The sequence below is a fragment of the Aeromonas sp. FDAARGOS 1403 genome, assembly GCF_019047325.1.
Classification (GTDB): Bacteria; Pseudomonadota; Gammaproteobacteria; order Enterobacterales; family Aeromonadaceae; genus Aeromonas; species Aeromonas dhakensis.
Genome location: NZ_CP077249.1, coordinates 4,712,140 through 4,724,944 on the forward strand (window position 1 = coordinate 4,712,140; position 12,805 = coordinate 4,724,944).

A 12,805-nucleotide genomic window follows, 5' to 3' on the forward strand; every position below is an offset into this window, starting at 1 on the left:
AGATTCTCTTATGGGGTCGATGAGGATGCCGTGGCACTCTTTCTGCCCGGTGTGGGAGCATCACCACGCTGTGGCGGCCATTTGGGCACACCACGTGAGAGCACCTGCTCCAGTTCACTCAGCGTTGGCCAGACACCGGGCGCGGCGGATGCGGGTGGCTGGCACATCTGCGCCAACAGTGCCGGGGCTTCGGGATAGTGGGTGGCAAAGTGGCGCGGCAAGGCTTCGTAAGGCCACACCTCGGCGGGATCCTCCAGCGCAGGTGGCAGCGCATCAAAAGGCGCAGCCATCAGAGGATGCTCTACTACCGGCAAGGGCAACCCCGCCCATTGACGCAGGCGCAATACCAGCAGCACCTCCAGCGGCCAGTAGCACCACCAGCCGATGATCGCCTCCTTTCGATGGAAACGGGGATCCTTGAGCTCGCAGTAAGTGTGCAAATGACATGCCTAAGTCAACAAATGTCCCACCGTGCCAACATCGTCACTGTCCCACAAGGTCAACAGCGCCAGATAGAGCGGCTCCTGAGCCAGGTCGACGCCCAGTGGCAAGGGCCCCCACTCCAGAAAGCGGCTGGTGAGCTGCAAGGCAAAGGTTTCTATAAAATAGGGGCGAATAAACCTAGTCGCTGGGCAGATAGCCGGGGCGCTATGAGCCAATGCCACACAATCCATCAAACGACGGCGATCCCCGAGCAAGGCCAGCAGCATCGCCACATACCCCATGCGCCTAAAGTCAAATCCTGCATGAGGTTGCAACAGGTTCAACTGTCTGCTGCGATGCAACTCTATCTGGTAGTAACGCACCAGTTGCCAATAGAGCAGCGGATAGCGGCGATATTCTGTTTGTGGCCAACGGCCTGCCAGCAGGCTTGTTCCCACCAAGTGATCCAGCTCCGCCAGGCAAACACTCTCGACCCTTGGCAGCAACGCGTATTCATCCCCTTCAGGAACGGGGATATTGGCGAGCGTCTTGTCAATCCATTGTCGAGCATGATCGTAAAGTTGATTTTCACTTGAAACCCTTGCTAGCAACTTCTTGCGACAATAGGGCTCTCGCTTGGGAAAGCGGGGCCAGGAAGCGTAATCAAATTGGGCGAGCAGGGCGGCAATAGGCACTGTTGAATCACTATCCATGTCATTCACTCAAAAAACGTCAATCCATTATTGAATAGGGGTCACACGACCATACTGGTCTCAACGCCGCTGCCAGGTCTCGAAACGGTAGGGGTGGGGGTTCTTCTCGTCGGGCTGATGTGACTCGCGCTCGATGCAGGACCAGTCGCCCTCGTCGAAGGCCGGGAAACGGGTATCCCCCTCCACCGCCAGATCGATGCGGGTCAGATAGAGTCTGTCGGCCCGTGGCAGCAGCTGGCCGTAGAGATGACCGCCCCCGATCACCATCAGCTCGGCCACGTCGTTGCCGGCCAGCAGCGCCAGCGCCGCGTCCACCGAGTCGATGACCTCCACGCCGTCGGCCCGGTAGTCGGGGTTGCGGCTGATCACCAGGTTGCGGCGGCCAGGCAGCGGCCGCCCGATGGATTCAAAGGTCTTGCGCCCCATCAGCACCGGCTTGCCCAGGGTCACCCGCTTGAAGTGGGCCAGATCCGCCGGCAGGTGCCAGGGCATCTGGTTGTCCAGGCCGATCACCCGATCGTGGGCCATGGCGGCAATCATGGAAATCATCATGGGGTCAACCTCTCGCACCGTCTGTCAGATAATGGGGCGATTACGGTACACGACCAGGGACGGGATCGCCAAACCGAAACTCAGGGCCCCCACGATAAACAACGCCTTGAGGCCGTTTTCCACCGCGCTCTGGATAAGCTCCATGGTCACCCCGGAGATATTGAGCTCCACCACGGCGATCATCGCCTTGAAGGCGTAGCTGCCCGGGATCATGGGAATGATGGAGGCAACGCTGAACACCGGGCGCGGCGCCAGCAGCCGGCGCGACCAGTAGACGCAGACAAAACCGACCGTGGTCGCCGCCGCCAGAGTGGCCCACTCGATGGGCATGCCATGGTGAATGAGCAGGGTGCGCAGGCTGTGAGCCAGGGCGCCGCCCATGGCGCAGTACTTCAACATCCGTGGCGGCACGTTGAACAGCATGGCAAAGCCCACCGCCGGAATGGCCGACCAGAAGGCGTCCTTGGCCAGCAGCCAGAGCAGATCCATCATGGCTCCCTCCCCCAGCTTCCTGTCACCGACATGGCGAGAATGATCCCGATATGGTTCCGTGCGCTGATGGATAGCCGGTTTACCCCGCTCAACAGGGTCGATACAGCGTCAAAGCTCTTCATACCTTCCACCCCCAGATACCGGTCACCGACATTGCGAGGATGATGCCTATCGCCGCGCTGATGGTGAGCAAAGTCGCCGTGCCCCAACGGGCCAGCCCCATGTTGAAGTAACCCTTCACCATGTCGGAGACCGCATTGATGAGCGGAAAGCCCGGCACCAGCAGCAGTACGCTGGCCGCCATGGCGAGATAGGGCTGGGCCCCCCAGTTGAAGAAGGTCGCGCTGGAGGCGAGCAGGGTGGCGATAAAGCCGGTGGTGGCAAAATTGATGAGGGGGCTGTGGTGATGACGCGCCATCAGCTGGCGCGCCCGCATGGCGACCGAAGCCGAGAAGCAGGTCACCAGGAAGATGGGCCAGTCACCGCCAAACAGCAGACTGAAGGCACCGCAGGAGAGCCCCACCATGGGCACCACCAGCCAGGGGTGATAGTGAAACGGTACTATGGCCTCCAGGCGCTGGCGCACTTCCCGCGCGCCGATCAGATCCTTCTCCGCCATGATGCAGATACGCTGGATCTCGCACACCACCTGCATGTTGATGCCGTGCTCGCGCACCCGCCGGGTGGTGGTGACGCAACTGCCCTGATAGAGGCTGGTGAGCACGATGGCGCTGGAGGAGATGGCCATCTCGACGCTCTCCAGCCCGAGCGCCATGCCGAGCCGGACCGTGGTCTGCTCTATGATGCGACTCTCGGCGCCGAACTGGGCCAGCATCTGGCCCACCTTGACGATGATCCGGGTGATCTCCGTCTGCTGTTCCCGCGACAGCACCCGCCTTGGTGTGATACTTCTCATAATCCCTTCGAGTCGTAGCAAATTAAAAAAGTGTCGCCATGTTAGCCTAACTATCGGCGCCGTTCATCTACACATATCACGCCAATAAACAAACTCAAATAAAATAAAAAGCGACACAAAAATACATCAAATAGATTACAAATCACCCCAAACAGTTCAACGCCAGTCAGATAGCCTCACCCGGAAACCACAACAATGGCGGGAATATATTAAAATGACTCATCCAGAATAATATTATTTTCTCTTGCGATAATAATCACTGAAATAGAGGATGTTGTTCTCTTTATATTCCGGTAGCGGTTCAACATAATCAGGATTATTGAGCTGAACCATTTCACAGCGCATGGAATAAAAGGAGTCGTGCATCATGGCGGCAATCCGGATGCAGCTGTCCATATTGTTCTTGGCCAGCTGGCGCTGACAGTCGATGCGAAATTGCAGGCCGCGCAGGCGCATTTGCTGCTGCGGACTGACCCGGTCTATCAGCCCTTCTATCTCTTGCTGAAGCAACTCATCGAGCCGCTCGGGCTCCGCCACCGCCAGCCGTTTCAAGGTATCAAAATCAGGCAACTCCATATGCCCTCCCGCGGCCAGCCGCTGCATGGTGATACTCAAACAACAACAATCGGTTCATATTTTCACCAATCGCTTCAGGTGTTATATAAGCCGAACCCCGCCGCGGTTCAATCCATGAGGCCGGCTTTCCCCTCCCGCTGCGCCAAAAGATGACGGCGCAGGAAAACCACGACCCGGTTATTCGTTATGGATCAAGCGATTATTCCTGAATATCGGCGGCGGGTTCGTTTATACATTTTTGGCACGGCAATATGCCGATGTTATGTCTTATTGAAAGGAAGCGGCCAATATAGTTTGCCATTTGACGCTCGCCTTCGCGCCGCGATCTGGCTGGTTTAACATATCTTGCTGATTATGTTATTTTATTTGCCACTTATAGCGGCAACCAAGAGCAGACCATGAGCAAGGCAAGAATCGGTATCGTCACCGTCAGCGATCGCGCCAGTGCGGGCATCTACGAAGATCTCTCCGGCAAGGCCATCATCGACACCCTGAACGCCTATCTGACCTCGGAATGGGAACCCCTTTATGAGGTGATCCCCGACGAGCAGGAGCAGATCGAGGCAACCCTGATCCGGCTGGCGGACCAGGAGCAGTGCAGCCTCATCGTCACCACAGGTGGCACCGGGCCGGCCAAACGGGACGTCACCCCGGAGGCGACCGAGGCGGTGTGCGATCGCATGATGCCGGGCTTTGGCGAGCTGATGCGGGCCGAATCCCTCAAGTTCGTGCCGACCGCCATCCTGTCGCGCCAGACCGCCGGTCTGCGCGGCAGCTCGCTCATCGTCAACCTGCCGGGCAAGCCCAAGTCCATCCGCGAATGTCTGGATGCGGTCTTCCCCGCCATCCCCTACTGCATCGATCTGATGGAAGGCCCCTATCTCGAGTGCGACGAGGCCGTCATCAAGCCGTTCCGTCCGAAGAAATAAGGGCTGATTGGACGGGGGATTTGAACCCCCGTCCAGCGTTTATTTGCGGCCGTACACCTTGACCCCGGCCCGACTCCCTTCCGAATTGCCGTATACCTCGATCCGCTTGATGCAGAGCCGGCTGCCGAGGGATTTCCACTCCGACTCCTGATCCTCTCTCAGATCCTTGCCGAAATAGAGGGTCTTGCTGCGATCATTGCCATAAAACACCTTGACCCGCTCCAGGGTTAATTCCCGCCCAGCCTTGACCATGATGGATTTGGTCGGCCGGCAGGCGAGCATGGGAATGATGGCGGGATGATCGCCGACCCCGAGCAGAATGGTCTTGCCCAGCCGAAATTCATCATCGGCCATGGCCGGGGCGGCCAACGCCCACAACAAGGTGGATAACAGTACGCTCTGAATGACGCGAAGACGCTTGGCAGAAAAAGAAAAAGCAGATAACACAGACATGATGCCTCCCGAAAAAAACGGGGGGCATATTAATTCATCAAGGCTAAACCCAACCTGTACCGGTGCCCTGCCAGGCAGGGCACCGACACTCAGGACCAGCGCTTGAAGATGAGGGAGGTGTTGATGCCGCCGAAGGCGAAGTTGTTGGACATCAGGTACTCCACCGCCAGCGTGCGACCGCTGCCCACCACGTGATCGAGCGGGGCGCAGGCTGGGTCCGGCTCGGTCAGGTTGATGGTGGGGGCAAACCACCCCTCCTGCATCATCTCCAGCGCCAGCCAGGCCTCGATGGCGCCGCAGGCCCCCAGGGTATGGCCGAAGTAGCTCTTGAGGGACGAGATGGGGGTGCGGTCGCCGAAGATGGCGGCGGTGGCGTGACTCTCGGCGATGTCGCCGCGCTCGGTGGCGGTGCCGTGGGCGCTGATATAGCCGATATCCTCAGGCTGGAGCCCGGCCTGGGCCAGTGCCATCTCCATGCAGAGCTGCATGGTCTCCTGCTGGGGCTGGGTCACGTGAGCGGCATCGCAGTTGGTGGCAAAACCCACCAGCTCGGCGAGGATGGTGGCACCACGCGCCTGCGCATGTTCCAGCTCCTCCAGCACCAGGGTGCCGGCCCCCTCGCCTATCACCAGCCCGTCCCGTTGCCGGTCGAACGGACGCGGCGCCAGCTCCGGGTTGTCGTTCATCTGGCTGGTGGCAAACAGGGTATCGAATACCACGGCCTCCGACGGGCAGAGCTCCTCCGCCCCACCAGCCACCATCAGGGTCTGGTAGCCGTGCTTGATCGCCTCAAAGGCGTAGCCGATGCCCTGGCTGCCGGAGGTACAAGCGCTGGAGGTGGGAATGACCCGCCCGCGCAGGCCGAAGAACAGCCCGGTGTTGACCGCCGCCGTGTGCGGCATCATCTGCACATAGGTGGTGGCCGTGATGCTGGCGGTGCTCTTGTCGTTGAGCATGACCCCGAAGGCGCGGATGGGGTCCGTACTGCCGGTGGAGGAGCCGTAGGCGATGCCGGTGCGCCCGTCGGTGAGCACCGGGTTGTCCAGCAATCCCGCCTGCGCCAGCGCCAGCTCGGTGGCGACGGTGGCCAGTGCCGAGACCCGCCCCATGGCGCGGGTCTTCTTGCGCGGATAGTGGGCCGGCAGCGTGAAGTCCGGAATGGGGGCCGCCAGCCGGGTGTTGAGGCCGTCGTAGATGGCCCACTCCGGCATGTTCACCACCGCATTGCGCCCCGCCTGCAGGCGGGCCCGCACGCTCGGCCAATCCTGCCCGAAGGCGGTCACCCCGGCCATGCCGGTGACTACGACTCGCTTCATACCATGCCTCCGTTGATGGAGATGACCTGGCGCGTGACATAGCCGGCGATGTCGGACATCAGGTAGGAGACCAGACCGGCCACCTCGTCGGCCTGCCCCATCCGCTTGAGCGGAATGATCTTCATCGCCTCCGCTTTCACCTCCTCGTCCACCATGCCGGTGTCGATGAGGCCAGGGGCCACGCAGTTGACCGTTATCTTGCGTTTGGCAAGCTCGAGGGCCAGCGCCTTGGTGGCCCCCATGATGCCCGCCTTGGCGGCGCTGTAGTTGACCTGGCCCCGGTTGCCCATCAGCCCGGACACCGAGGAGATGGTCACGATGCGCCCGCCCCGGCGCAGGCCGATCATCGGCATGATGCAGGGCTTGAGCAGGTTGTAGAAGCCGTCCAGGTTGGTGTGCAGCACCCCGTCCCACTCCTCGTCGGTGAGGGCGGGAAAGGCGCCGTCACGGATGATGCCGGCGTTGCAGACCACGCCGTAATAGGCGCCATGCTCGGCCATGTCGGCCTCCAGCCGCGCGCGGCACCCCTCGCGATCGGCGATGTCGAACTGGAGCAGACGCCCCTCTCCCCCTGCTGCCTGCAGGCTGGCCAGGGTGGCTTCGGCGCCGGCCCGATCGCTGTGGTAGTGCACCACGATGGAAAAACCGTCGGCCGCCAGCTTGAGGGCGATGGCGCGGCCTATCCCCTTGCTGGCGCCCGTGACCAATACGCTAGAGATCATGAAGCTTCCTCAGGCTAACAAATCGGACAATTCGCCGGGGCTCGGCTGGTAGGTGGAGAGCCGCGCCTGGGCGCACTCTTCCCCCTCCAGCAGGATCCGGCAATCAAAACTGGCCATGCCGCCGTCTTGCAACAGGCAGCACGCCTCTATGGTGAGCAGGCTGCCGGCCGCGAAGACGGGACGCAGGCAGCGATACTTGCGACTGCCGAGCAGCATGCCGATGCGCACCGGCTCGCCGCGCAGGCGCCCCTGCATGCCGGCCCAGGCGGCGATGGTCTGGGCCATCAACTCGATGCCGACCCAGCCGGGCAGATTGCCCTCGCCATCCAGCAGCAAGGCATGGCGGGCACCGATACGGGTCTCGCAGCGCGCCTGCTGGGCATCCGCCGCGCAGAGCCGGTCCAGCAGCAGCATGGGGGCCTGATGGGGCAGCAGGGTCTCGATGGCGGGCAGTGAACCTGGCTCATTCATGGTGAGCGCTCCCAAACAGCAGACTGACATTGTTGCCACCGAAGGCAAAGGAGTTGGAGAGCACCCGGGGCGCCGCCAGTGGCACCTCGCCGCTCACCAGCCGGATGGGGGCCAGCGCCGGATCCGCCGTGGCCACCCGCTGGGGCGGCAGCGGCAGAGTGCGCTCCAGCAGCAGGCAGGCGAGCGCGGCCTCGATGGCTCCCGCCGCCCCCAGGGTGTGGCCGGTGAGCGGCTTGGTGGAGCTGCAGGGCACCTCGGCACCAAACAGCCGGTGCACCGCCTGGCTCTCCATGGCGTCGTTGAGGCGGGTAGCGGTGCCGTGCAGGTTGACGTAGCCCACCTGCTCCGGCGTCAGGCCCGCCTGGGCCAGCGCCATGCGCATGGCCGCCTCGGCGCCGACACCGTCTGGATGGGGTGCCGAGATGTGCCAGGCATCGGAGGACTCCCCCGCTCCCAGCAGGGCCAGCGGCGCAGGCGTGCGGCTCAACAGAAACAGCGCCGCCCCCTCGCCGATGTTGATCCCCTGGCGCGCCTCATCAAAGGGCTGGCAGCGCACACAGCTGAGGGACTCCAGGCTGTCAAAGCCGTTGAGGGTGAGTCCGCACAGGCTGTCGGCGCCGCCCACCAGCACGGCGTCTGCCAGTCCGGCCGCCAGCAGCCGCTGGCCGCTGATGAAGGCGCGCGCGCTGGAGGAGCAGGCGGTGGAAATCGTCCAGGCCGGCCCGGTCAGGCCGAGGTGGCGGGCCAGAAATTCCGACGGTGAGCCCAGCTCCTGCTGACGATAGTCAAACTCGGGGGGCACGGCCTCCCCGCGCCGGGCAGCCGCCACCGCCAGCTCGGCCTCGCCGATCCCGGCGGTGCTGGTGCCAAGCACCAAGCCGACACGGTCGCAGCCAAAGGTGGCTAGCGCCTCATCGAGGGCGGGCCGGATCTGGGCCAGCGCCGCCAGCAGCAACTGGTTGTTGCGCGAGGCATAGGGGGCCAGCGCCGCCGGGATGGTTGGCAACTCCCCTTCCACCCGCCCCACCGGAGTCAGGCGGCCATCCAGCAGCGGCGCCCGGTGGCGATCCAGCGGGCTGATGCCCTCTCTCTGCCAGGCCAGCTGCGCCTCGGCGCTGGCATCACGCCCCGTCCCCAGCGCCGAGACGAGGCCATAGGCGGCGATATAACAGCTCATTGGCTCAGGGTCTCCAGTTGCAGGCGGTAGTTGAACACGTGTTGCTGCAGGCCGACCGGCTCGCGCACGCCGTCGGCGTCGCGGTAGCGGATTTCGGTCACCAAAGTGCCGTCGGGGGCGCGCAGTCGGCGCAGCAGCCCCTCGTCACGCAGCGTCCAGCCTGGCGGCAGTTGCGGTTGCCAGCTGGCCAGCGGCCAGTAGCAGAGCATCACGTCCGCCAGCACCTGGTTCACCGGTGGCATGCCGCTGGTGAGCAGCGGGCTGAGCTGGCGGGTCTCGATGCCCTGCTGGTCATAGCGCACCAGAAACAGCCGTACCCCGCTCGGGGTCAGCCCCACCAGGGTCAGCTGGTGGCCGTCCGCCTCCAGCACCGTCATCAGCTGGTAGTTGCTCTCCCCCACGCTGGCGGTCAGCAGCTGCTGGCGATAGAAGGGGGCGGCCAGCACGGGGGCCGGCAGCGTCATGACGGTCCCCTTGTCGAGATAGGCGGTGGGGGTCGGCTGGCTGCTGCAACCGGTCAGCAGCAGGACGACGAACACGAACAAGGCTTTCATGATGAGGTTGGCTCCCGGCCATGTGGCCCCGGCAACTGCGGTCGCACCCGGTCCAGTACCAGGGGCGAGAGCAGGAAGGCGGTAAAGATACCGCCGCTCAGCACCAGACCAAAGCCCGCGATGGCGGGGGTGTGACTCAGCGCCAGCAGACCGAAGGCCAGCTGGGTGGTGAGGTTGGCCAGCAGGATGGCGAGCAGGGTGGAACTCTGGCGCGCCACCCCGCTCCCGCTGTGGGCGAAGAAGAGGCCGTAGTCGATGCCGATGCCGAAGATGAGGCTGAGCGCCAGCACCCCGAACAGGGTGAGCGGCTGGCCGCAGGCGGCGAGCAGCGCCAGCCCCATGGCCAGCGCAATCAGGTTGACCAGCAGCACCCGGGCAGCTCGCGCCGCCCCCATCCGCCGCCATAGCAGCAGGGCCACCAGCGCGATGGCCACCGACAGCAGCTCCGCCAGCTTGATGCGGTAGTGGGCGAACAGCTGGCTCCACTGGCTGCGCTGATCCTGCCAGTAGACCCCTGACTCGGCCGCCGCCAGCGCCGTCAGGGCTCCTTCGTCTGCCACCCCCACCAGCGGCACCCAGATGGCGACACGGCCATCCGCCAGGGCGTGCCACAACAGGCGGCTCCCCTCGCTGACCGGGCTGGCCAGCCAGGCGGCCGGGGTCAGCCAGTGCGGCTCGCGCACGGGCGTCTGCAGCGGCAGGCCGGCCGCCTTGAGCTGGCTCACCACCTCGGGTAGCAGGGCCCGGATGGCGGCGGCATCCTCCTGCTGGCGTGCCAGCGAAGGCAGCCAGCGGGCAAGCGAGACGAACGCCTGCAGCGCACCGCGCTGTTGCAGCTCGGCCAGCCGGCCATCGAGCCGCTCCAGCCGTTGCAGTGCCTGCTCGCCGTCCGCCCCCGTCACCAGCAAGCCCTGCATGCCCCCCTGCTGGCCAGTGAGGGCCTGGATCCGCTGCTCCTGCCCCTGCAACGCCACCGGCAGAGGCTGCAGCCGGCGGATGTCGTCATCCACCTGCAACCGGCTGATGCCGAGGGCCGCCAGCAGCAGGCAGCAGAGCGGCAGACCGATGCGCAGCAGCGGGCGCTGCTGCCAGGCCAGCAGCCAGCCCTGCAACCAGCGCTGACCCAAAAGCGGCCTTGTCGGCAGCGGGCCGGCCCAGCGCGGAAACAGGCAAAGCACGGTGATGAAGGCGCTGAACAACCCCGCCAGCGCGCACACCGCCAGCTGCTGCAAGCCGGGGAAGGGGGCAAACCAGAGCAGGCCATAGCCGATCAGGGTGGTCAGCACCGCGAGCGACAGGCTTGGCAGCAACTTGAGCCGGGTCTGGTGCGGTGTCTCGTCGTCGCCGTGCAGCCGCCGCTCGCACAAAAAGTGGATGGCGTAGTCGATGGCGATACCGATGAGGCTGCTGCTGATCACCAGGGTGAAGACGTGGATCTCGCCGAACAGGATGAGCACTGTGCCGAGCCCCCACATCAGCCCTACGCCGATGGGCAGCAGGGAGAGCAGTAGCGCCCGGGTGGAGCGAAACACGCCCCAGATGAGCAGGATGACCCCGACCATGGAGCCCAGCCCTATGGTGGAGATGTCCTGCTGGGCCAGCTGGCTGGCGTGCTGGCTGTAGAAGAGGGTGCCACGGCGCAGCAGCTCGGCGCCGGGATAGGCCTCGGCGAGGCGCTGCTCGGCCCCGGCCAGTTCGCTCAGCAGCGCCTGGTTGCGCTGGATGTCGAAGGCGGAGAGATCCAGCTCGGCGCGCACCATGTACCAGTCGCGCCCCGCCTTGTCCCGGCTCACCAGCCAGCCCTCCTTGAGCTGCATGGGGCCGCGGGCCTCGGCCAGCACCCCGGCCCGAGTCAGCAGCAGAGGGTCGCTCTGCCACTCGGCGCGGGAGACGCCGCCGAAAGGGGAGTAGATCTGGCCGAGTACCCACTGGCTCCACCCCTCGGCCCCCCCGGCGAGCCGGGCCCGGCTCGCCGGATCCAGCCGCTGCCAGGCCAGCTCGTGCAGATAGCGCTGCCAGGCGGGGGCCAGCTCAGGCTGATACCCCTTGATGCGGGACAAGGCAGGCAGCTCGCCGAGCTGCTGCGCCCAGAAGGTGGCGGCCGCGCGCCCGTCCTGGCCGGCGGGCAGGCTCAGCAGCCAGACCAGCTGGCGGTCGAGCTGCTGCAGCAGACCCTGCTGCAGGGCCGGGTCCAGATCGCTGCGGGACTCGTGGGGCAGCAGATCCATCAGGCTGGTGTTGATGCGGCTGTGGGGCAGTTGCCAGGCAAGCACAGCCGCCAGCAGCAGACAGAGCCCGATCCAGAGGGTCCCGAGCCGGCGCCAGGTGGTTTCAGCGTGCAGCAAGGTGGGCTCTCCTCGTCCCGGCGGGGACGGCGCGCTGGCGCAGCGAGGTACTAGTGGACAGCAAAGCGGGCCTGCTCCTCAGGGGTCAATGGCAGGGGGCGCTCGCGCCAGTCGCTGAAGCGGATGCGGGTGCTGTCACCCTGCTTGTCGGCAATGAGCAGCTGATCCAGCTGCCCCTGCCCGCTCAGGGTGAGGCTGGCAAACACCTTGTCGAGCGGCGCCAGGGTCGGCACCAGCACCAGCTGCCAGCCCTCCTCCGTGCTGTGAAAGTCGATGCTGAAGTAGCGCCCCAGGGTCGCCTCGTCCGAGCCAAACAGCGCCAGCAGCATCTGGCTGAACTCCAGCAGCTGGGGGTTGTCGATGACGGTGGCAGGCTGGCCCGCCATCTGCTGCACCATGCGCGTCGGCGTCAGGGTGAGGGTCAGCGGGAAGGGCTTCTGCTGCTGCCACCAGAGCCCCAGATCGCGCACCAGCAGCAGCTCGCCGGAGGCCTTGAGCGGCTGGCTCAGCCCCGCCACCTGCTTCTCCTGCTCGAAGCGGGCCTCCTTGGCCTGGCTCAGGGCGAGCAACTGTTGAACCTCGGCCCGGCTCAGGGGCGCCGCCTGCAGCGGCCATGTCAGCAACAGGATCAGACCGGCCAGCAGCGGCCCCATCAGCCGGCTCACTGGCTCACCCCCAGCTTGTCCAGCAGCACCTGGGGCGAGGCCAGACACATCTCGCCGCTCGCCTTGCTCACCGCCACCTGGATGCTGTAACCCTTGCTGGTGCGGGTGCCGCTCACGGCGTCGCTCAGCAGGTAGTCGATCTTCAGGCGGTTCTGGTACTCGGTCAGGGTGGCGCGCACCCGTACCCGCTGGCCGAAGCGCAGCGGCGCCAGGTACTTCATCCGGGTGTCGATGATGGGCCAGAGGTAGCCGGAGGCCTCCATCTGCGGGTAGTTGTAATCGATGAGGTCGAGCAGGGCGCAGCGGGCCAGCTCGATGTAGCGAAAGTAGTGGCCGTGCCAGGCCACTGCCATCATGTCCACGTCGTGGAATGGGATGGTCACCTCGACTTCGGCGCTGATCTGCCAGGGTTCTTGCTGCATGGTTGTTCTCACAAGTAGTGCCCCCGCCAGAGCGACACAACCACCCAGTCCACGCCGTGGAACGGGATAGTCACTTCTA

The 12,805-nt window shown here is 64.6% G+C and carries 16 protein-coding genes; 1 reads left to right on the forward strand and 15 read right to left on the reverse strand.

Features of this window, described 5'->3' with window-relative positions; genetic code table 11:
- Window positions 1-8: 8 nt before the first annotated feature.
- The 6 genes from I6L33_RS21485 to I6L33_RS21510 form a co-directional block, all read right to left on the reverse strand.
- Window positions 9-440, reverse strand: a complete 432-nt coding sequence (locus tag I6L33_RS21485; protein WP_216973324.1) for a hypothetical protein — start codon at window positions 438-440, stop codon at window positions 9-11.
- 9 nt (window positions 441-449) lie between these two features.
- Window positions 450-1,136, reverse strand: a complete 687-nt coding sequence (locus I6L33_RS21490; RefSeq protein WP_216973325.1) for a hypothetical protein — start codon at window positions 1,134-1,136, stop codon at window positions 450-452.
- A gap of 60 nt (window positions 1,137-1,196) precedes the next feature.
- Entirely contained in the window at window positions 1,197-1,688 is a 492-nt protein-coding gene (gene folA, locus I6L33_RS21495; protein WP_017766390.1) for a type 3 dihydrofolate reductase, read from the reverse strand.
- 24 nt (window positions 1,689-1,712) lie between these two features.
- On the reverse strand, window positions 1,713-2,180 hold the full coding sequence (locus I6L33_RS21500; RefSeq protein ID WP_005297957.1) for a threonine/serine exporter family protein: 468 nt from the start codon (window positions 2,178-2,180) through the stop codon (window positions 1,713-1,715).
- Window positions 2,181-2,298: 118 nt separating this feature from the next.
- Entirely contained in the window at window positions 2,299-3,096 is a 798-nt protein-coding gene (locus tag I6L33_RS21505) for a threonine/serine exporter family protein (protein ID WP_005297956.1), read from the reverse strand.
- A gap of 234 nt (window positions 3,097-3,330) precedes the next feature.
- Complete coding sequence (locus tag I6L33_RS21510; RefSeq protein WP_024941464.1) at window positions 3,331-3,672, reverse strand: DUF3135 domain-containing protein; 342 nt, start codon at window positions 3,670-3,672, stop codon at window positions 3,331-3,333.
- 398 nt (window positions 3,673-4,070) lie between these two features.
- Between I6L33_RS21510 and mog the strand changes: the two genes are divergently transcribed.
- Window positions 4,071-4,601, forward strand: a complete 531-nt coding sequence (mog, locus tag I6L33_RS21515; RefSeq protein WP_010633055.1) for a molybdopterin adenylyltransferase — start codon at window positions 4,071-4,073, stop codon at window positions 4,599-4,601.
- Between the two features lie 39 nt (window positions 4,602-4,640).
- On the opposite strand, the gene I6L33_RS21520 is transcribed toward mog, so the two are convergent.
- The 9 genes from I6L33_RS21520 to I6L33_RS21560 form a co-directional block, all read right to left on the reverse strand.
- Window positions 4,641-4,979 carry a DUF2541 family protein gene (locus I6L33_RS21520; protein WP_017766388.1) on the reverse strand — a complete coding sequence of 113 codons (339 nt, stop codon included), beginning with the start codon at window positions 4,977-4,979 and terminating at the stop codon, window positions 4,641-4,643.
- A 164-nt stretch (window positions 4,980-5,143) separates the two neighbouring features.
- Window positions 5,144-6,370, reverse strand: a complete 1,227-nt coding sequence (locus I6L33_RS21525) for a beta-ketoacyl-ACP synthase (RefSeq protein ID WP_005297952.1) — start codon at window positions 6,368-6,370, stop codon at window positions 5,144-5,146.
- Window positions 6,367-7,092, reverse strand: a complete 726-nt coding sequence (locus tag I6L33_RS21530) for a 3-ketoacyl-ACP reductase FabG2 (protein ID WP_042052118.1) — start codon at window positions 7,090-7,092, stop codon at window positions 6,367-6,369. Before I6L33_RS21530 ends, I6L33_RS21525 begins: the two co-directional genes overlap by 4 nt.
- A 9-nt stretch (window positions 7,093-7,101) precedes the next feature.
- Window positions 7,102-7,563 (reverse strand): hotdog family protein, encoded by a 462-nt coding sequence (locus I6L33_RS21535; protein WP_139398162.1) that lies wholly within the window; start codon window positions 7,561-7,563, stop codon window positions 7,102-7,104.
- Window positions 7,556-8,740 carry a beta-ketoacyl-[acyl-carrier-protein] synthase family protein gene (locus I6L33_RS21540; protein ID WP_216973326.1) on the reverse strand — a complete coding sequence of 395 codons (1,185 nt, stop codon included), beginning with the start codon at window positions 8,738-8,740 and terminating at the stop codon, window positions 7,556-7,558. The genes I6L33_RS21535 and I6L33_RS21540 overlap by 8 nt, the downstream gene beginning before the upstream one ends.
- Window positions 8,737-9,294 (reverse strand): DUF3261 domain-containing protein, encoded by a 558-nt coding sequence (locus I6L33_RS21545; protein ID WP_216973327.1) that lies wholly within the window; start codon window positions 9,292-9,294, stop codon window positions 8,737-8,739. Before I6L33_RS21545 ends, I6L33_RS21540 begins: the two co-directional genes overlap by 4 nt.
- Window positions 9,291-11,639 (reverse strand): MMPL family transporter, encoded by a 2,349-nt coding sequence (locus I6L33_RS21550; protein ID WP_216973328.1) that lies wholly within the window; start codon window positions 11,637-11,639, stop codon window positions 9,291-9,293. The genes I6L33_RS21545 and I6L33_RS21550 overlap by 4 nt, the downstream gene beginning before the upstream one ends.
- Before the next feature lie 50 nt (window positions 11,640-11,689).
- Window positions 11,690-12,304: an outer membrane lipoprotein carrier protein LolA gene (locus I6L33_RS21555; RefSeq protein WP_216973329.1), complete on the reverse strand. Its 615-nt coding sequence runs from the start codon at window positions 12,302-12,304 to the stop codon at window positions 11,690-11,692.
- The gene (locus I6L33_RS21560; protein WP_017766381.1) at window positions 12,301-12,726 is read right to left on the reverse strand and encodes a thioesterase family protein; all 426 of its coding nucleotides are present in this window, start codon (window positions 12,724-12,726) and stop codon (window positions 12,301-12,303) included. The genes I6L33_RS21555 and I6L33_RS21560 overlap by 4 nt, the downstream gene beginning before the upstream one ends.
- Between the last annotated feature and the right edge of the window lie 79 nt (window positions 12,727-12,805).

Excerpts from the sequence above, each read along its gene's own strand:
- I6L33_RS21505 (WP_005297956.1), bottom strand. The coding sequence starts at position 3,096 with ATGAGAAGTATCACACCAAGGCGGGTGCTGTCGCGGGAACAGCAGACG.
- I6L33_RS21510 (WP_024941464.1), bottom strand. The coding sequence starts at position 3,672 with ATGGAGTTGCCTGATTTTGATACCTTGAAACGGCTGGCGGTGGCGGAG.
- I6L33_RS21530 (WP_042052118.1), bottom strand. The coding sequence starts at position 7,092 with ATGATCTCTAGCGTATTGGTCACGGGCGCCAGCAAGGGGATAGGCCGC.
- I6L33_RS21490 (WP_216973325.1), bottom strand. The coding sequence starts at position 1,136 with ATGGATAGTGATTCAACAGTGCCTATTGCCGCCCTGCTCGCCCAATTT.
- I6L33_RS21500 (WP_005297957.1), bottom strand. The coding sequence starts at position 2,180 with ATGATGGATCTGCTCTGGCTGCTGGCCAAGGACGCCTTCTGGTCGGCC.
- I6L33_RS21540 (WP_216973326.1), bottom strand. The coding sequence starts at position 8,740 with ATGAGCTGTTATATCGCCGCCTATGGCCTCGTCTCGGCGCTGGGGACG.
- I6L33_RS21560 (WP_017766381.1), bottom strand. The coding sequence starts at position 12,726 with ATGCAGCAAGAACCCTGGCAGATCAGCGCCGAAGTCGAGGTGACCATC.
- mog (WP_010633055.1), top strand. The coding sequence starts at position 4,071 with ATGAGCAAGGCAAGAATCGGTATCGTCACCGTCAGCGATCGCGCCAGT.
- folA (WP_017766390.1), bottom strand. The coding sequence starts at position 1,688 with ATGATGATTTCCATGATTGCCGCCATGGCCCACGATCGGGTGATCGGC.
- I6L33_RS21545 (WP_216973327.1), bottom strand. The coding sequence starts at position 9,294 with ATGAAAGCCTTGTTCGTGTTCGTCGTCCTGCTGCTGACCGGTTGCAGC.
- I6L33_RS21525 (WP_005297952.1), bottom strand. The coding sequence starts at position 6,370 with ATGAAGCGAGTCGTAGTCACCGGCATGGCCGGGGTGACCGCCTTCGGG.
- I6L33_RS21535 (WP_139398162.1), bottom strand. The coding sequence starts at position 7,563 with ATGAATGAGCCAGGTTCACTGCCCGCCATCGAGACCCTGCTGCCCCAT.